We start from the raw sequence: 16,660 nt of genomic DNA, 5'->3' as shown, positions 1-16,660 counted from the left end.
GCGGCGATCGGCCGATAGGGCATGCGCTCGGATTGCTCGCATTTGCCGGCTGCCGTCACCGGCAAAACGGGTCAGTCCGTGCCCATCTTCGACAAATAGCCGAACACCGCGGCGCGCAAGCGGCGCTCTAGGCTCTCGAGGTCGGTTTCCCCACGCTCGCCGGCGGCATCGACCATGCCTCGGGTGATCGCATAGAGATCGCCGGCGGCGATCTCGGGATGCAGGTGCTTCGGGATAGCGCGTCGGATGACCGTGACGAACAAGTTCTCCAGCTCCGGCTTGCCCACTTCGCCGCGCAATGCCGGGCGGCTTTCCTCGATATCGAGCAGCTTGGCGAGCATGGGCCGCTGCAATTGCTGCCGGACAGCGGCACCGATCAGGTATTCGAGCGCCGCCTTGCCGCTACGTTGAGTCAGCGCAACGGCCATGTCGTCGTAGAACCGCTTCGTTTCGCGCCGAATGAGGGCGACCGTGAGCGCGTCCTTGCCGGGGAAATATTGATAGAGCGAGCCGATGCTGACGCCGGCGCGGCGAGCGACCGCGTTCGTATTGAATCCCTCGAAACCTTCGTTTTCGAGTACCTGCGCGGCCGCCTCGACGATCGACGCCACCGTCTCCTCGGAGCGCGACTGGCTGGGGGCCTTGCGGGGTTTGAACTGTTTTTGCGGCGATCGGTCGGTCATCGTCGTGCTCGTTCCGGGCGGGCGCCAAACGGCCGTCACGGCTTGGCGCGTTTGGGCTTTGCCTTCGCCTTTGCGTTGGACTCGTTCAATGCGACCGCTTCGCGCACGAGCGCTTTGAACGCCTCGGCATCGACGTGCTCGCCTTCATGGATGTCGATGGCGCGGCGAGCGTTGCCGTCGAGGCTCGAGTTGAATAGTTTCGTCGGATCTTGCAGCGACGCGCCCTTGAGGAACGTCAATTTGACGACCGACTTGTACGATTCGCCCGTGCAGATGATTCCGCTGCTCGACCATACGGGCGTGCCCATCCATTTCCATTCTTCGACGACATTGGGCTCCGCCTCTTTGATGAGCGTGCGCATGGCGCTCAAGGTTTCGCCGCGCCAATCGCCGAGATCGGCGATGCGGGCGTCGATCCGTTCGGATGCCGGTGTATCTGCGGTTTCGGTTGCACTTGTAGTCGATTTTTTCATTTCGTCGTTTTCAACCAGGGCAGTTGCATGGAGGCGCGGCACATAGGCATTGCGCCGCGCGGGGGAGGGATGCTGCGCGAAACCGCCGCTCGTTAAAGTCCGAATTGCTGAGCGTACTCGGTATTCAAGCGAGGCCAATCGAACTTCATGGCTTCGCCGCCGACGATCCGCCCGATGGGCTCTTCGGCAACAAGACGATCGAGCACGTCGAGGCAAATGTGCCAGCCGGCCGCCCCCATCGAGATAAAGCCGCGGTCGATGTTGTGCCAGAGGGTGAGGCGGGTGCCGGTATCGGTCGCTTCCAGCGTCCAGCGCAGATCGTTATTGCCCCACCGGTATTCGAGAACATTGGGGGCATCGGCGCGCGTCACGTGTGTTTCGCTGATAGTAGGCGTGGGTGTACCGACCGTCGACAACGTCACGGGGCCGACCGCGCCCAGATTCGCGTCCGCGTCGAAAGGGGCCCATTCGCGCAGGCAGGCCGGATCCGTCAAAGCGTTCCAGACCTTCGCCGGGGCGTGGCGCAAATCGCGCACGACCACGAGCGTCCACTTTTCGCCTTCCTTTTGCACATGCGCACCGCTGGCGGCACCGGGCTGGTATTCGTCACGTTTGTTCATGGCTTATGGCCTTTTCGACGGGGTGGAGGATGCGTTTCATCGAGATGCCGTTCGAGCGCATCGAGGTGCCGAGACCAGAATTGACGGAACGGCGCGAGCCAGGCGTCGATCTCCTGAAGCGGTTCCGGCCGGATCCGGTACACGCGCCGCTGGGCATCGATACGCGATTCGACGAACCCCGCTTCGCGCAGTACGCGCAGATGTTTCGAAACCGAAGGCTGCGATAGGTTCAGCGCCTGCTCGATGTCGCCCACCGACCGCTCGGAAGCGGCGAGCAAACTCAGGATGGCGCGGCGGCTCGGCTCGGCAATGACGGCGAATGTCGATTCCATGCGCTTAATATACGTATATAGGTATATACGTGTCAAGGAATGTTTTGGGCGGAGAAGATCGAAGGTTGGGCCCGCGTTGCCGGATTTCGCCAGATTTCGCCCGATTTGCCCGCTTGCGAGGGAAGCCGATTTGCGCCGGGATGCGGCGCGCCAGTGAACTCGCCGATCGGGTGAGCAAAGGCTAGCGGCCTCTCGTGCCTAGGCGCGGGCCGATTGCGCGGCCGCCCGCACGAGCCGGGAGACGAGATCCAGCACTTCGGGACGCACTTCGCGTTTCGCGGTCAGCACGTGATAGGCCAGCGGGGACGCCACCGCCGTGCGGCCGATGCGCACCAGGTCGTTGCGTGCCAGCCAGCCGTTCGAAAACGGTTCGCGCGCCAACGCGATGCCGAGCCCCGCTTGCGCCGCTGCCAGTACCAGGCCGTAGTCCTCGAATCGCCGATCCTGCGGTCTCGGTTTCAACGAAATGCCTTGTGCGCCGAACCACGTACGCCAGCCGGTGAGATCGGAGTCGTGCAGCAATGGCCAATCGAGCAGTCGAGCAGACTTGCCCGCATCGAGTTTGGCTGCGATCGCGGGGGCGGCCACGGGGTACAGCGATTCGGGCAATAAGGGCCGGGAGTCGAGGCCGGGCCAGTAGCCACGGCCGCATCGCACGGCAATATCGGCTTCGCCGGCCGCCACGTCGGCATTGCGATGCGTGATGTCGAGCTGCACGGTGAGCGGGGGCGGCCCGGCCTCGAGGGCGGCGAGCCGATCGAACAGCCACAACTGAGCGAATGCGGGCGTGATACTGACTTTGACGATGCGCGGCACGCGAGCGGGGCGCCATTGATCGGATGCGCCGTCGATGATCGAAAATGCTTGCTCGATTCGGCCGAGCAGCCGCTGCCCGTCGGGCGTGAGACGCACACCTCGTCCGTGGCGTTCGAACAGCGGATAGCCGAGCCAATTTTCAACGGCGGCGATGCGACGGCTGATGGCGCCGTGCGTGACGCCCGTCGCAAGAGCTGCGGCGCTGAACGAGCCTTCCCGGGCCACGACGCAAACCGTTTCGAGGCTGGCGAGCGGCGGCCGAGCGAATTCGGAGCTGTGTTCCACAATCACGCCTCGTTATCGATCTGTGCGCTAGCTTAACAGCTTAAAACGATCGATCATGCCCACATGAATACACCCGCCTCCTCCGCTCGCTCCTCTGCGTTTGCCGCCCCAGCGTTGGCTGCGGCGGCCGTGGCCTTCACGATCGTTTCGTGGGCCAGCGCCTTCCCGTTCATCCGTATCGGCCTCCAAGGCCTCACGCCGCTGCATCTCGCCGCCGCGCGCTTCGGCACGGCGGCGTTGCTGGTTGCGGCTTGGTTGGCCTATCGTCGCCCGAGGTTGCCGACGGCGAGCGATGCGATGCGCTTCGTACTCTGCGGATTTTTCGGGATCGCGCTTTACAACGCGCTGCTGAACACGGGAGAAAAGACGGTTGCGGCAGGCGCGGCCAGTTTCATCGTCAATACGTTGCCGATTTTCACCGCATTGTTCGCGACGATGTTTTTGGGCGAACGCTTTAACCGTTGGGCATGGCTCGGCTCGATCTTCAGCTTCGCGGGTATCGGTGTGATCGCGTCTGGACAGCCGGGCGGTCTCGTGCCGGGCGCGGGCGCGAGCCTCATTTTGATCGCGGCGGTAAGCTCCGCGGCATTTATCGTCATGCAGCGCCGCCTGATTCCCCTTTACGGCCCGCTGCCTTGCGCCGCCTATACCTTATTGGCCGGCGCGCTGCTGTTAGCGCCTTGGCTGCCGGGCGCGTTGAGCGAGCTGTCGAGCGCATCGCCTCGGATCGTTCACGCCGTTGTCGTGCTCGGCGTCTTCCCCGCCGCGCTGGGCTATGCGACGTGGGCCTACGCGCTCGGCTACTTCGGGGCGGCGCGGGCCGCGAACTTCTTGTATCTAACGCCGGCCGTGGCGACGGCGCTTTCCATCGTGCTCACGGGCGAGCGGGTGCATATCGCCACGGTGACCGGCGGGGCGATGGTGATCGTCGGCGTTGCGTATGTCGCCTGGCGCGGGCGCCGGTGACGGCGCTTGCAATGAATCGCTGCTCGAAGCGAATGCCGCGGCTCAATAATCCTACTTTTTTTCGGTAATCTCCTTGAAAGCCAAGCTCGAAAAATACTCTGCACTCCGAATTAACCCGCCCTGCAGAATTGCCGACGCGCGCCGTTAATCAACTAGAAGCCATTGTTGATGACACGCCGATCGCATCGCACCCGCCATGTGCATCGGCTTTGCCGGAGAGGGAAGTGGATCGTCTGACGCTCAGTAAAAAATTAGGGTTGGCCTTGCTCGTGATGTGGGTGGGCTTATTGCTCTTCGGCGGTTGGGCGGCGCTGCAAACGCGTGACACGATGCTGAGCGGGCGCAAAGCCGCCATTCGCAACATCGTGGAGGCCGGCGTCAACGTGGTGGCGCAGTACCAGCAAATGGCCGAGCGCCACGAGTTGTCGGAGGAGGAGGCCAAGAAACAGGCGATGGCGCGGCTCGCCGCGATGCGCTATCCGGGGAACGGCTATCTGTTCATCACGGATGCCAACACCGTCGTGATCATGCATCCGGTCTTGCCCAACTTGGTCAACAAGGACCAGAGCAATTACAAAGATGTAAACGGCAAGGCGCTGTTCGTCGAGCTGTTGAAGGTGGCTCGGGCGCATGGCCAAGGTTACGTCGATTACATGGCGCGGTTCCCCGGCAAATCGTCCGAGGTGCCGAAGATTTCCTTCGTCGAGCGCTTTGCCCCCTGGGACTGGTACGTCGCCTCGGGCGTCTACCTGAACGACATCGACGACGCCTTTTACGCGCGCCTGATTTCCTATCTGCTGACGATGTTCGTGATTGGCGGCATCAGCTCGTTCGCGCTCGTCATGATCATTCGCAACGTTCAACGTAGTCTCGGCGGCGAGCCCGCCTATGCCGCTTCCGTTGCCGAATCGATCGCCGGGGGCGATCTGACGCATGATGTGCTCGTGCGCGACGGCGACCACGGCAGCATGGTGTACGCCATGCAACGCATGCAGCACCGGCTGGCGGAAACGATGCATCGCATTCGCGGCGGCACCGAAACGATCAACGACGCGGCGCAGCAGATCGCGGCGGGCAATCTCGACTTGTCCTCGCGTACGGAAGAGCAAGCCGCGTCGCTCGGCGAGACGGCAGCGAGCATGGAGCAGTTGACGGCGACCGTGAAGCAAAACGCCGACAACGCGCGCCAGGCCAACCAAATGGCGGCCGATACCTCGCGAATCGCGGGCGAAGGCGGCGAGGCCGTGCAGCAAGTTGTGGCGACGATGCAGAATATCGCGGCCAGTTCGTCACGGGTCGTCGACATCATCTCCGTCATCGAGGGCATCGCGTTTCAGACGAACATCCTGGCGCTGAACGCGGCGGTCGAGGCCGCGCGGGCGGGCGAGCAAGGCCGTGGTTTCGCCGTCGTCGCCGGCGAAGTGCGCAACCTCGCGCGGCGTAGCTCCGAAGCCGCGAAGGAAATCAAGGCGCTCATCGAAGAATCGGTCGGCAGCGTCGAGAATGGCAAAACGTTAGTGGAAAGCGCAGGCGGCAAGATGCAGTCGCTCGTGCATTCGGTCAAACGCGTGACCGATATCATCAGCGAAATCTCGGCCGCCTCGGAGGAGCAAAGCCGCGGCATCGAGCAAGTGAACATCGCGATTGCGCAAATGGACCAGACCACGCAGCAAAACGCGGCGATGGTCGAGCAAGCGGCCGGCGCCGCACAGGCCATGCAGGAGCAGGCCCGCCTGCTGTCCGACGTCGTCGGCACATTCCGCGTGCGCGCGGCCGGGTGCTGACGCGGTCGACCGAAGGCGGGCGGCGTGCGACCTGCGCGCCGCTCACCTCACAGGTGTAAGCGAGCGAGCAACGCTCGCGCTTGCGCATCGATGTCCGCGGCGTTCGGATGGAGTTCGAACGCAATCGCGCGCGGCAATTCGACGAAATGGCCTTTGCTGCTGCGGGCGTATGCCGGATCGTAATGCAGCGCGATCAGTTCGTCGAAGAGTTCGGCGCGCGCATGCTCATCGATCAGACGACACCAACGCGTCACGCATTCGCGGCTGTGCAAGCCGATCAGCTTCGTCAATTGCGCTTTGAATTCGCCCGGCGCGTCGAACCAATGCGCGTAGTCGTCGAGCAAGAAGGCGATCCGTTCGTCGCGCGGCGCATACACGCCGATGCAGCGCGATCGGTGCATGGCACCAAGCAAACTGTCGGGCAGCGCCACGCGGCCGATGGTGCGGCTTTCCGCTTCGATGAACACGGGACGATCCGGGGAGAACGCGCGCAGCGCTTGGACGAGTGCTGTTTCGAACGCCTTTTGCGAGGGCTGCGGCGCGCCTACGAGGGCGCCCAGCAAAGAGCCCCGATGCGAAGCGAGCCGTTCGAGGTCGAGCACTTGCGCACCCGTGTTCGCCAGTGCGCGTAGCAGCCGTGTTTTGCCGCACCCCGTCGATCCCGTGAGGACGATGTATTCGAACCGCGGCGGCCATACCGATAGCGCGTCCAACACCGAACGCCGGTACGTTTTGTAGCCGCCGTCGAGCCGGCGCGCTTGCCATCCCATGAGATTGAGCCAGACGGCCAGCGATTCGGACCGTTTGCCGCCGCGCCAGCAATAGACGAGCGGGCGCCAACCGCGAGGGCGATCGGCAAAAGTCGTTTCCAAGTGCCGCGCGATGTTGCGCGCGACCATGGCCGCGCCGACGCGGGTCGCCTCGAATGCCGAGGCCTGCACATAGAGCGTGCCGACCACGACACGTTCCTCGTTCTCGAGCACCGGCGCGTTGATCGCACCGGGGATGTGATCTTCGGCGAACTCGAGCGGCGTGCGGACATCGACGATTTCGTCGAAATCGGCCAGACGCTCGAGGTTGACGCTGAGGTCTTTCACAGGCCAAGAAAAGAAGGGCGAGGGTGCGGGCGATTATGACACGGCGCGGCGCGGACCCGAGCATGGCCTATGCTTGTGGTTTTCAGTAAGCGGCGAGCACGCGCCCCGTCGCACCCAGGAGAACCGATGCGCCAATCCCTCGAACATCTGCAAATCGCCGTGCGTGGGCGCGGCCTAGTCGAGATCACGGACCGAGTGCGCGAGTACGTCGCGCGCCAGTCGATCGAGATGGGCTTGCTCACGCTGTATTGCCGGCATACGTCGGCGTCGCTTTTGATTCAGGAGAATGCAGACCCTTCCGTCAAGCGGGATCTCGAACGGTATTTCGAGGTGCTTGCGCCCGAGGACGCGCAGCGCTACGAGCACGACGCGGAAGGGCCGGACGATATGCCGGCGCACTTGCGTACCGCGCTCACGCAGGTACAGCTATCGATCCCGATCGAAAACGGCGCGCTGGTGTTGGGGACGTGGCAGGGGATCTATTTGTTCGAGCATCGCCGGCAGCCGCATACGCGGGATGTGGTGATGCATGTGATGGGGGAGTAGGTTGTTCGACAGCCGATCGCGAGAAATCGACGCAGCGAATGCGTAGCAGCCGATGCGCATGGGTGCTGCCCGCACCGGCCCACCCCTCACCCCAACTCCAACGCACCCGTCAAATCCCCAGGCGGCGTTTCCCCACGCTCCGCAAACGCTTGATGGCGTGCCGCTACCCCATCGAGCGGCGTCAAACCATGAACGCGATCGATAAACCGCAAGATCGAGTTCGTATCGTAGAACGTGTGGTCGACGAACCCTTTCTTCGCGAACGGCGCGATCACGAGCGCCGGAACACGCGAGCCGGGTCCCCAGCGATCGCCTTTCGGCGGCGCCACCGGATCCCACCAGCCGCCGTTCTCGTCGTGCGTCATCACGATGACGGTGTCCTTCCACTGCGGCCCGTTGCGAATGCGATCGATCACATGGGCGATGTGCCGGTCCCCCGATTCGATGTCCGCATAGCCCGCATGCATGTTCAGATCGCCCTGCGGCTTATAGAACGAGACGGCGGGCAGGCGGCCCGCGTCGATATCGGCGATGAACCGGTTGGTCGATGCGTCGTTGCCCACCCCCGCGTCGCGTAGATGCCGCTCGCGCAAGGCGGTGCGCGGCGCGAAATTGGCAAAGTAGTTGAATGGCTGATGGTGGTATTGAAAGTCCGGCCTCATGCCCGTTTCGCGGTGCTCGAGCGCGTATTGCCAGGCGCCGCTGTACCACGCCCAATCGACGCCTTTCGCGGAGAGCCGATCGCCGATGGTGGCGTAGCGCTGCGGCGGCATCACGCGCGGATTCGCGGGATCGGCGAGCGTGGCATCGCCGCCCGGGGCCGGCGCGACGAAGCTCGGCTGATAGGGCGGTGCCATCGTATTGACGGCGTATCCGTCGGGCGTGAACGCGCCGTCGCGAACGAATTGGGGCGGCCCGTCGAGCGCGGATGGCTCGGCATGAGGCGCAAGCTTGAGCCTCGTGCCGAGCGGATCGTCGCCTTCGAGTACCGAGACCAAGTGACTGGCGGGGCTCGTGGCGATATTCGGATAGAACGGCGCCTGCGCCGAAATCAGGAAGATGTGGTTGAGCCAGGATCCGCCGAACGCGGCCATGAAAAAGTTGTCGCACAGCGTGTATTGCCGGGCCAGATTCCATAGCCGGAGGGTCTGCGCCGAATTTCGGTAATGCCCCATGACGAGCGCGCCCGAATCGGCCCAGGCCACGAACTGGTCGTTGCGCCCGCCGTTGATTTGCATCTGGTTCTGATAGAAGCGGTGCCACAAGTCGCGCGTGATCACCGCATTGGGCAGTGGGGTGCCGTGTGCGTCGGCCACGACGAACGGCCGGTTGGGCAGGTGCGCGATTGCTTCCTGGCCGATCATGTAGCGGGTCGAGCCGACCTGCTGCGCTTGCGGCACGAGGCCGCCCCAGATCTTCGGCAGGTACGGCAAAGGGGTGCGGCCGTCGCGATCCAACTGCGCGGGGGCTTGCGCGGCGGCAGCGTCGAGCGCATAACGCGTGCCGGGAAAATTCCCATATAAATTGGCGAAGCTGCGGTTCTCCGCGTAGATGACGACGATGTGGCGCACGTGTGCGCGCAGGGCGCCGTCGAGCGTTTCCTCGGCGGCCGTTCGCGCGCGCGAGCCATCGCGCTGTGCCGCGCTGCTCGGCGGCGCGCACGCGGGCAGCGCAAGCCCCATGCCCACGGCGGCGAGGCCGCCCAGTAAGCGACGTCGATCGGGGTTCGCGGGCTGGTCCGCGTTGTCCGATTCTTGCGGGAGAGGCTGCGGGACTTTCGGCGTGTGCTCTTGCATCGGCTTGTCTCCGTCGATCAGGGCGCATGTGCGCCTGGGCGCACCGGGATGGATGCGCATTGAATCGCCATGCAAAGCGGTGCGCGGCGCTCGGCGATAAGGGCGACATAGTAGCGCGAGGCGCGCGACGAGCACGTCCACGTGCGCGAAGAACCGGACGAGCGGAAGGGCTGAGCCGCATCGAGCACGAAACATCCGTGGCCCGAACGATGCTGATAAGCAAGCCTTAAGTAAGGCTGGCGATAATGCGACGCGTTTGCAGTTCGACATCCCGAATCGATCAAGGAGAACGGAAGATGACCACACGAACCTCGGTGGCGGTCCCGCACGATAGCGAGGCATGGCTCAGCAAGGTGCCTCAAGCGACGGCCGTGTTCTGGCTCGTCAAGATTTTGGCGACGACGGTCGGCGAAACCGGCGGCGATGCGCTTTCAATGACCTTTCAGCTCGGTTACGCCGTCGCGACGCTGATCTTCGTGGCCTTCTTCGTCGTCACGCTGGCGATTCAGGTCCGCTCGCGCAGCTACCACCCCGCGGTATACTGGGCCGTGGTGGTCGCGACGACGACCGTCGGTACGACGACCTCGGATTTTCTCGATCGCACGGCCGGACTCGGTTATGTCGTGTCGTCGGCGATCCTGCTGCTGGCCGTCTTGATGGTGCTGGCGGCATGGCGCGCCACCGCCGGCCGAATCGAATACGACCATATCTTGAAGCCGCGCGATGAGGTGTTCTACTGGGTCACGATTCTCGTGTCGAATACGCTGGGCACGGCGCTCGGCGATTTTGCAGCGGACAACTTAGGCCTCGGCTTCGAACACGGTGCGTTGCTGTTCGCGGGGCTATTGGTCGTGGTGGCGCTCGTGTGGCTGCTGGCGCGGCGCGTGCCGATCGGCGTACTGTTTTGGGCGGCCTACGTGCTGACGCGCCCGCTCGGCGCCACGCTCGGCGATACGCTCACCAAACCGGTCGCCGAAGGCGGGCTCAATCTGAACCGCGTCTCGGCTTCCCTCGCGATTCTCGCGGTCATGGCCTCGGTCGTCGTGGTTCAGCATTTTTGGCGCCGCGATGCGCGGCGGGCGGCGGTTTCCTCGTCGCACTGACACCCGTTTGGGCGGCGGACGGCTCGATGGCTGCGCTCGCCCTACGGCCCGGCGCGCTATGCGCTTGCGAGCCGCAGGGCGAGCGGGATCAGGCTTTTTTCTTGTCGCGCCGCCGCGCGGGCTGCGCGGTCTTATCGGACGCTGCCGGTTGGGCTGGCGCCGACCGGCCAGCCGCACGCGCTTTCGTCTGCAACGGCGCCGCCGTTTTCTTTGCAGCGGCTGTGCCGCGGCGCTGGGGCGAGCGCGAGAGCGGCTCGAGCGCCGCATGTCCGTCGTCGAACAACGGGAGGGTGCCCACGGCGATGACCTCGGCCGGACCGGGGCCGACATTGACGACACGGTGCCGATGCTGCGCGTCGAAATGCAGCGAATCGCCCGCCGTGAGTTCGTAGTCCTTTTTGCGGACCGTATAACGCAATTTGCCGGACAGCACGTAGACGAATTCGTCGCCGCCATGGGCGACCCACTCGGAGCTGTAGCCTTCCATCATCAGCACTTTGACGGCGTTGAGCATGCTGCCGTCGAACGTCGTCGATAGCCGTTCGTACTTTTGCTGCATCGGGCCGACTTGATACGATTCGCGCCGCCCTTCGTGCGAATCGGGCTGCGCTTGACGAGGATGCTCGAGCAGGACGCCGAGCGGTACGCTCAACGCTTTCGCGACATTGACGAGCGACGAGATGGAAATGCCCGTCAAGTTGCGCTCGACCTGCGACAAAAAACCGACCGACAAGCTCGACGCCGTCGCCACTTCGAGCAGCGTCATCTTCGATTCCCGGCGCAGGCGCCGAATGCGCTGGCCGATGTGATTGATATCCGAATCCATGAATCCTCTTGGCGGCGATCGCCGTAAGCCGTCGATTCGGCGCTTTGGCGCACGGTACGACAGGCAGGCCGCTTGTCGGCGCGGATCGGCGCGTCGGTGACAGCCCGGCAGCAATGTGGGCGCATTGTACCGCGCAGTTTCGGGGTGGGGCGCTGTGTCGGGCGCACGGGCGGATTGAGGTGAAAGTTTTAGTAGCACCAAAATTTTAGCTTGACGTAAATTCGCCGCGACGGTAGTTTTCACGATGGGGACAACCGCGAGCGCTGCGCGCATCGACGAACGAGCAAAAACGATGATCGACCGACTTCAATACAACTTTTCCGATCTACCGGCCTACGAACCTTCGGTAGCCGATACGCAGGCGCGCCTGAGCACGTTGCTCGAGCGTAGCGAACTCGACGCGCTCGTGGTCACGTCGCAGGACGAATTCATCACCGAATACGTGCCGCGTCGAAATAGCCAGCGTTTCGCGCTGTCCGGCTTCGACGGTTCGATGGGCTCGGGCATCTTCCTCAGCCAAGCGGCGGCGGCCCGAATCGGCGTGGCGCGCTTCGTGTTGTTCGTCGACGGCCGCTATCACCTGCAAGCGGAATCGCAGTGCGACACGGCCTACGTGCACCTCGAGAAGCTGGAACTCGGTTTGCCGATCTGGTCCGCCCTCGCCATGTGGCTGTCGAAGCATGCCGATACGTTGCGCTCGGTCGGCTACGACGCGCTGCGTGTCAGCGTTGGCCAACGGGACCGCTTGTTCGACGATACGCGCGGCAGTGCGCTGCGGTGGACCGCGTTTTCCTCGCGCGAAATCGATCGCGCAATCGATTTGCCCGGCTGGCAGGTGGCGCGGCCGATCTTCGAGGTGCCGGAATCGATGACGGGCAGGGCGGTGGCCAGCAATATCGCCGCATTGAACGATCGCTTGCGCGGCCATCTGGGCAACGCGGGTGCGCGCGTGTGCTGGCTCACGTGCGCGGCCGACGATATCGGCTACCTCTTGAATAGCCGCGGCTATCACATGCCGAATGCGTCGTCGCATCTCGGATATTTGTTCGTGGTAGGCGATCAAGTGGCGTTGTATTTGCCCGAAGGCTGCGATGAGTGTCCGGTCGAACTCGAGTCCTACCCGAAGCTGCAGGTCTTCCGAAACGACCTGGCTGCGCTCGCGCGTTTTCTCGCGCTGTTCGATGTCGATCATATTTGCTACGGCGCCGAGTCGGTCAATTGTGCGATGCCGGACGCGCTGAGCCGCGTATGGCCGCATGCGCGGCACTCGAGCTTCAGTCCCGTCGAATCGATGCGTGCGTCGAAGACGCCCCAGGTGCTCGATCGCTTCCGCGATGCGTTCGCGCGCAGCAGCGCCGCCATCGCGCAAACGATGCGTTGGGCCAAGTACGGCGAGCCGGGACAGCGGCATTCCGAGTATGACTTGGCGCGTAAGATCAACGATGCCTATGCCGCGCGCGGCGCCGTGGGGCTCACTTTTACGACGATCGCGGCGCACGGCGCCAATAGCGCGCATGCCCACTACACGGCCGCGAGCGCGGACGTCGCGCTCGAGGACGGCGAACTCGTTCTGCTCGACAGCGGCGCCTATTACGAAGGCGGTTTCGCCACCGATTGCACGCGCGTCGTGCTGCGCAAGACCGATGCGGCTACGCAAGCTCAGCCATGGCAGCGGGAAATTTATACGATCGCGCTTAAGGCGTGCATTAAAGGGCTTGTTGCACGCTTCCCCGCGGATCTGACCGGAGAGGAGGTCGACGAAGCTGTGCGCGACGTCTGCCGCGCGCGCGGCTACGACTTTAACCATGGCACCGGGCATGGCATCGGGATTCACGTGCATGAATCGGGGGTGCGGTTCGCACCCGGGTCGAAGTTCGGGCTCGTGCCCAATGCCGTTATCTCTATCGAGCCTGGGATCTATCTGGCCGGGAAAGGCGGGGTTCGTATCGAGAATGTCGTCATTATTCGGCCAAGCGCTTCTCACGCCGGGATGGTCGAATTCGAGAACATCGTGGCCGTCGGGTATGACTGGGATTTGATCGATGTCGATATGCTCGATCAGAACGAGCGCGATTACCTGCGCGAGTATGAGCGGGTTTGCGCGGAACTCGGGAATAGCGTGACCGCTTGCCCGCTTTTGTGAACTGGGCGCCCCTCCGGCCGGGGCGGTAAGGTGTTGGTGCTGTCGTTGTCGCTCCGTTGTCGCTCCGTTGTCGCTAGGCTCGCCTCGTCGTGGAACTTCATTTCTTATCGGTCTATTAGCGTCGCCCCTCCGCGGGGCAGCGGTCACTTTTCTTTGCACTTCCAAAGAAAAGTAACCAAAAGAAAGGCGCGTCCTTGGGCGGACGGCAAAGGTTGTCTACCCCACACGCCCGCGATGACGGTCAGGCCCAATCGGTTCATGCTCGATTTCGTTCGCGCCCCGCGACTGCACTCTGCTCGTCGTTGAACTTGGTTTCTTATCGGTCTATTAGCGTCGCCCCTCCGCGGGGCAGCGGTCACTTTTCTTTGCACTTCCAAAGAAAAGTAACCAAAAGAAAGGCGCGTCCTTGGGCGGACAGCAAAGGTTGTTTACCCACACGCCCGCAATGACTGTCAGGCCCAATCTGCTCATGCTCGATTTCGTTCGTGCCCCGCGACTGCACTCTGCTCGTCTCTCACGCCCGCTATGACTGTCAGGCCCTAGACTGCCCTTCCTTCGACTCGCTCGTGGTCGGCGGCTCTAGCGAGCCGCCCCCGCGCCCCGCGGCAGTGCCGGCTGCACCATCGGGAGCCCCCGCGCACGGATGCGCGGCCCCCCTCGCCATGCTTGTGCGCGCCGGCGCGCTCGACTTACCGCTAAATGAAAGGCCGCGCCGCAGCCGTTGCATGGCATGGCTATTGCGTGGTCTGGCCGGCCGATGATCGCGAAAGGCTCGCGCCAATCGGAACGCCACCCCGCGTCGCGTCGCGGCCGCAGGTGTGTCCCAAGCCAATGCTATAGCGGCCGAACCCAGGGCCGCGCCCTGCCATGATCAAATTAAAGCCGACCGATGCGCGCCGCGCGCGCGAGGACCACGCCGTTTCCGCCGAGACGATCGGCGAACTCATCAATCTTGCCGGCCGTCAACGAATGCTTTCGCAGCGCATTGTGCTCCATGTGCTGCTCGCCGCGCAGGGCCACGCGGACGCGGCCGCTATCGCCAAAGGCTGCTTGTCGACTTTCGCCGCGGCCCACGCCGATCTCGTCGAAGGCAACGATCGTTTGCCCGGCGTGTTTTGCGAGGCACTGCGCCAACTGTATTTCGGCTCGCATCGCGCCGACGAACGAATTCGCCGGTTCATCGACGACGCCGGCATGGCCGCGTCCCGCTTATCGTCCGAATCGGGTGATGCGCAGGCCGCGGCCGGTGCGCTCGTCGCGCAAGCGTCGCCGCTGCTCGAATTGCTGCAGGCGATCACGCTCGCCTACCAACACGAAATGCGCAATGTGGAACGCGCGGCGTCCAAGCGCGATGAGCAACTGGCCGAACAACTCGGGCGGATCTCGATGCAAGCGAATATCGTCGCGATCAATGCCCGCATTTCGGCGGGGCGCGCCGGGCCGTATGGGCGAGAGTTCGCGGTCGTGACTTCGCTGCTGTCGGACATCGTGAAGGACATGGAGCGCATGATTCACGGCGTCATGACGGCGCGCGCCGCGCCGGCCCGCTTGCGCTGAAATTTTGCGATACGTATCGTGGTCGATCTCGTCACAGATGCGTGGCCGATGCGCCGCGCGCCGCGCCATGACCACTACGCTTCCCGCATCCGACGCACCGAACCGCTCGCTTGCCGAACGCCGCACGATCGATTACATCCCCGATGACGAACGGCACGGCAGACCGGTCGGTCAATTTACGCTCTGGCTCGGCGCCAATTTGCAAATCACGGCGATCGTGACGGGCGCACTCGCCGTCGTCCTCGGGGGCGACGTATTCTGGTCGCTCGTGGGGCTAGCCCTCGGGCAGATTCTTGGCGGCGCCGTGATGGCACTACATGGCGCGCAAGGGCCGAGACTTGGGCTGCCGCAGATGATCTCGAGCCGCGTTCAATTCGGCGTCCTAGGCGCCACGCTGCCCCTTGTGCTCGTGTGCCTCATGTACATCGGCTTCTCTGCCGGCGGAACAGTGTTGGCCGGGCAGGCCGTGGCGCAATTGAGCGGCCTCTCGCCCACAGCGGGCGTCCTGATTTTCGCGGCGCTGGTCATGGTCTCCGCCATTCTCGGCTATCGCCTCATTCACGGGCTCGGACGTCTCATGAGCGTGGTCGGCGTCGCGGCGTTCGTCTATCTCTTCAGCCGGTTGTTGGCCGAACACGATGTCGGCGCACTCTTGGCCATTCGACACTTCACGGTCGCCGACTTCTTGTTGGCGATGTCGCTATCGGCCTCCTGGCAAATCGCCTACGGGCCCTATGTCGCCGATTACTCGCGCTACCTGCCACGTCGTACCTCGTCGCTGCGCACCTTCTGGGCAGTTTGGCTGGGTTCGGTCATCGGCTCCCAAGCGTCGATGACGTTCGGCGTCTTCGCCGCAGCCCTCGCGGGCCATGCGTTCGCCGGCCATGAGGTAGCGTTCGTCGTCGGCCTCGGCGGAAGCGGCGCGGCGGCCGCATGGCTTTACTTCACCATCGCACTCGGCAAACTCACCGCCACCACGCTCAACGCTTACGGCTGCGTCATGTCCGTCGCGACAATTTCGACAGGGCTAGCCGGGCGCCGCAGCCTCTCCGCTACCCTGCGCACGGCATGCATCGCGGGCATGCTGGCAATCGTCGTCTGGCTTGCGCTGGCAGGGCAGCACGCGTTCCTAAAAGCATTCTCGTCGTTCATCCTATTCTTATTGGCGTTCTTCACGCCGTGGAGCGCAATCAATCTCGTCGACTACTACTGCGTGACGAAAGAGCGCTACGACATCCCCGCGCTCTACGATCCCAATGGACGCTACGGCCGCTTCAACGTCGTCGGCCTTGTCGTCTATGCGATCGGCGTGCTGGTGCAGATGCCGTTCATCGCCACGGGTTTCTATACCGGCCCGCTCGCCGATAAGCTCGGCGGCGCCGACATTTCGTGGATCGTCGGCCTCGTCGTCCCCGCGGTGCTCTACTACGTTGCCGTGCGGGGCAATCGCGCGCACGTACCCGATCGTCTAATTTTGCCCGGCGAGGCGTCGGGCGCCGGCACCGGCGGATGGGTGCCCGAGCCCGTGACGGGCACCGAGAGGCAGTCGCGATAGTTGCCGTGACCCGCGCTCGTCGAACCTCGCCTATCGCCTATCGCCTATCGCCTATCGCCTATCGCCTATCGCCTATCG

Annotated in this window: 15 protein-coding genes; 7 read left to right on the top strand and 8 right to left on the bottom strand. The window is 63.8% G+C overall.

Features of this window, described 5'->3' with window-relative positions; genetic code table 11:
• Nucleotides 1–71: 71 nt before the first annotated feature.
• The 5 genes from ACTHN9_RS14875 to ACTHN9_RS14855 form a co-directional block, all read right to left on the bottom strand.
• Nucleotides 72–683, bottom strand: a complete 612-nt coding sequence (locus ACTHN9_RS14875; RefSeq protein ID WP_440537535.1) for a TetR/AcrR family transcriptional regulator — start codon at nt 681–683, stop codon at nt 72–74.
• A 35-nt stretch (nt 684–718) separates the two neighbouring features.
• Nucleotides 719–1,156 carry a DUF1801 domain-containing protein gene (locus tag ACTHN9_RS14870; RefSeq protein WP_440537534.1) on the bottom strand — a complete coding sequence of 146 codons (438 nt, stop codon included), beginning with the start codon at nt 1,154–1,156 and terminating at the stop codon, nt 719–721.
• 92 nt (nt 1,157–1,248) lie between these two features.
• Nucleotides 1,249–1,776 (bottom strand): SRPBCC family protein, encoded by a 528-nt coding sequence (locus tag ACTHN9_RS14865; protein WP_440537533.1) that lies wholly within the window; start codon nt 1,774–1,776, stop codon nt 1,249–1,251.
• Complete coding sequence (locus tag ACTHN9_RS14860; RefSeq protein WP_440537532.1) at nt 1,773–2,108, bottom strand: ArsR/SmtB family transcription factor; 336 nt, start codon at nt 2,106–2,108, stop codon at nt 1,773–1,775. Before ACTHN9_RS14860 ends, ACTHN9_RS14865 begins: the two co-directional genes overlap by 4 nt.
• 198 nt (nt 2,109–2,306) lie before the next feature.
• On the bottom strand, nt 2,307–3,209 hold the full coding sequence (locus tag ACTHN9_RS14855) for a LysR substrate-binding domain-containing protein (RefSeq protein ID WP_440537531.1): 903 nt from the start codon (nt 3,207–3,209) through the stop codon (nt 2,307–2,309).
• Between the two features lie 63 nt (nt 3,210–3,272).
• Between ACTHN9_RS14855 and ACTHN9_RS14850 the strand changes: the two genes are divergently transcribed.
• Both ACTHN9_RS14850 and ACTHN9_RS14845 read left to right on the top strand, forming a co-directional pair.
• Nucleotides 3,273–4,175: a DMT family transporter gene (locus ACTHN9_RS14850; protein ID WP_440537530.1), complete on the top strand. Its 903-nt coding sequence runs from the start codon at nt 3,273–3,275 to the stop codon at nt 4,173–4,175.
• Between the two features lie 224 nt (nt 4,176–4,399).
• Nucleotides 4,400–5,959, top strand: coding sequence for a methyl-accepting chemotaxis protein (locus ACTHN9_RS14845; RefSeq protein ID WP_440537529.1), 1,560 nt, complete (start codon nt 4,400–4,402; stop codon nt 5,957–5,959).
• Nucleotides 5,960–6,006: 47 nt separating this feature from the next.
• Here ACTHN9_RS14845 and mnmH read toward each other — a convergent pair whose 3' ends face one another.
• Nucleotides 6,007–7,056, bottom strand: coding sequence for a tRNA 2-selenouridine(34) synthase MnmH (gene mnmH / locus ACTHN9_RS14840; RefSeq protein WP_440537528.1), 1,050 nt, complete (start codon nt 7,054–7,056; stop codon nt 6,007–6,009).
• Nucleotides 7,057–7,182: 126 nt separating this feature from the next.
• On the opposite strand from mnmH, the gene ACTHN9_RS14835 reads away from it, so the two are divergent.
• On the top strand, nt 7,183–7,602 hold the full coding sequence (locus ACTHN9_RS14835; protein ID WP_440537527.1) for a secondary thiamine-phosphate synthase enzyme YjbQ: 420 nt from the start codon (nt 7,183–7,185) through the stop codon (nt 7,600–7,602).
• Between the two features lie 86 nt (nt 7,603–7,688).
• Here ACTHN9_RS14835 and ACTHN9_RS14830 read toward each other — a convergent pair whose 3' ends face one another.
• Nucleotides 7,689–9,398 carry an acid phosphatase gene (locus tag ACTHN9_RS14830; RefSeq protein WP_440537526.1) on the bottom strand — a complete coding sequence of 570 codons (1,710 nt, stop codon included), beginning with the start codon at nt 9,396–9,398 and terminating at the stop codon, nt 7,689–7,691.
• 296 nt (nt 9,399–9,694) lie between these two features.
• Here ACTHN9_RS14830 and ACTHN9_RS14825 point away from each other — a divergent pair, with 296 nt between their 5' ends.
• Complete coding sequence (locus tag ACTHN9_RS14825; protein ID WP_440537525.1) at nt 9,695–10,501, top strand: COG4705 family protein; 807 nt, start codon at nt 9,695–9,697, stop codon at nt 10,499–10,501.
• A gap of 88 nt (nt 10,502–10,589) precedes the next feature.
• Here the strand turns inward: ACTHN9_RS14825 and ACTHN9_RS14820 are convergent, their stop codons facing one another.
• The gene (locus tag ACTHN9_RS14820) at nt 10,590–11,327 is read right to left on the bottom strand and encodes a helix-turn-helix domain-containing protein (RefSeq protein WP_440537524.1); all 738 of its coding nucleotides are present in this window, start codon (nt 11,325–11,327) and stop codon (nt 10,590–10,592) included.
• Between the two features lie 292 nt (nt 11,328–11,619).
• On the opposite strand from ACTHN9_RS14820, the gene ACTHN9_RS14815 reads away from it, so the two are divergent.
• From ACTHN9_RS14815 to ACTHN9_RS14805, 3 genes are all read left to right on the top strand, one after another.
• The gene (locus ACTHN9_RS14815) at nt 11,620–13,470 is read left to right on the top strand and encodes a M24 family metallopeptidase (protein WP_440537523.1); all 1,851 of its coding nucleotides are present in this window, start codon (nt 11,620–11,622) and stop codon (nt 13,468–13,470) included.
• Between the two features lie 867 nt (nt 13,471–14,337).
• Entirely contained in the window at nt 14,338–15,027 is a 690-nt protein-coding gene (locus ACTHN9_RS14810; protein WP_440537522.1) for a type IV pili methyl-accepting chemotaxis transducer N-terminal domain-containing protein, read from the top strand.
• Nucleotides 15,028–15,094: 67 nt separating this feature from the next.
• Nucleotides 15,095–16,582 carry a purine-cytosine permease family protein gene (locus tag ACTHN9_RS14805; protein WP_440537521.1) on the top strand — a complete coding sequence of 496 codons (1,488 nt, stop codon included), beginning with the start codon at nt 15,095–15,097 and terminating at the stop codon, nt 16,580–16,582.
• Nucleotides 16,583–16,660: the final 78 nt, after the last annotated feature.

It is taken from the genome of Trinickia sp., assembly GCF_051953405.1.
GTDB lineage: Bacteria > Pseudomonadota > Gammaproteobacteria > Burkholderiales > Burkholderiaceae > Trinickia.
This window is presented reverse-complemented; position numbering and strand designations above follow the sequence as displayed.

Coding starts and splice junctions, on each gene's coding strand:
- ACTHN9_RS14810 (WP_440537522.1), top strand. CDS start 14,338: ATGATCAAATTAAAGCCGACCGATGCGCGCCGCGCGCGCGAGGACCAC.
- ACTHN9_RS14825 (WP_440537525.1), top strand. CDS start 9,695: ATGACCACACGAACCTCGGTGGCGGTCCCGCACGATAGCGAGGCATGG.
- ACTHN9_RS14850 (WP_440537530.1), top strand. CDS start 3,273: ATGAATACACCCGCCTCCTCCGCTCGCTCCTCTGCGTTTGCCGCCCCA.
- ACTHN9_RS14875 (WP_440537535.1), bottom strand. CDS start 683: ATGACCGACCGATCGCCGCAAAAACAGTTCAAACCCCGCAAGGCCCCC.
- ACTHN9_RS14815 (WP_440537523.1), top strand. CDS start 11,620: ATGATCGACCGACTTCAATACAACTTTTCCGATCTACCGGCCTACGAA.
- ACTHN9_RS14830 (WP_440537526.1), bottom strand. CDS start 9,398: ATGCAAGAGCACACGCCGAAAGTCCCGCAGCCTCTCCCGCAAGAATCG.
- ACTHN9_RS14835 (WP_440537527.1), top strand. CDS start 7,183: ATGCGCCAATCCCTCGAACATCTGCAAATCGCCGTGCGTGGGCGCGGC.
- ACTHN9_RS14805 (WP_440537521.1), top strand. CDS start 15,095: ATGACCACTACGCTTCCCGCATCCGACGCACCGAACCGCTCGCTTGCC.
- ACTHN9_RS14820 (WP_440537524.1), bottom strand. CDS start 11,327: ATGGATTCGGATATCAATCACATCGGCCAGCGCATTCGGCGCCTGCGC.
- ACTHN9_RS14865 (WP_440537533.1), bottom strand. CDS start 1,776: ATGAACAAACGTGACGAATACCAGCCCGGTGCCGCCAGCGGTGCGCAT.
- ACTHN9_RS14860 (WP_440537532.1), bottom strand. CDS start 2,108: ATGGAATCGACATTCGCCGTCATTGCCGAGCCGAGCCGCCGCGCCATC.
- ACTHN9_RS14870 (WP_440537534.1), bottom strand. CDS start 1,156: ATGAAAAAATCGACTACAAGTGCAACCGAAACCGCAGATACACCGGCA.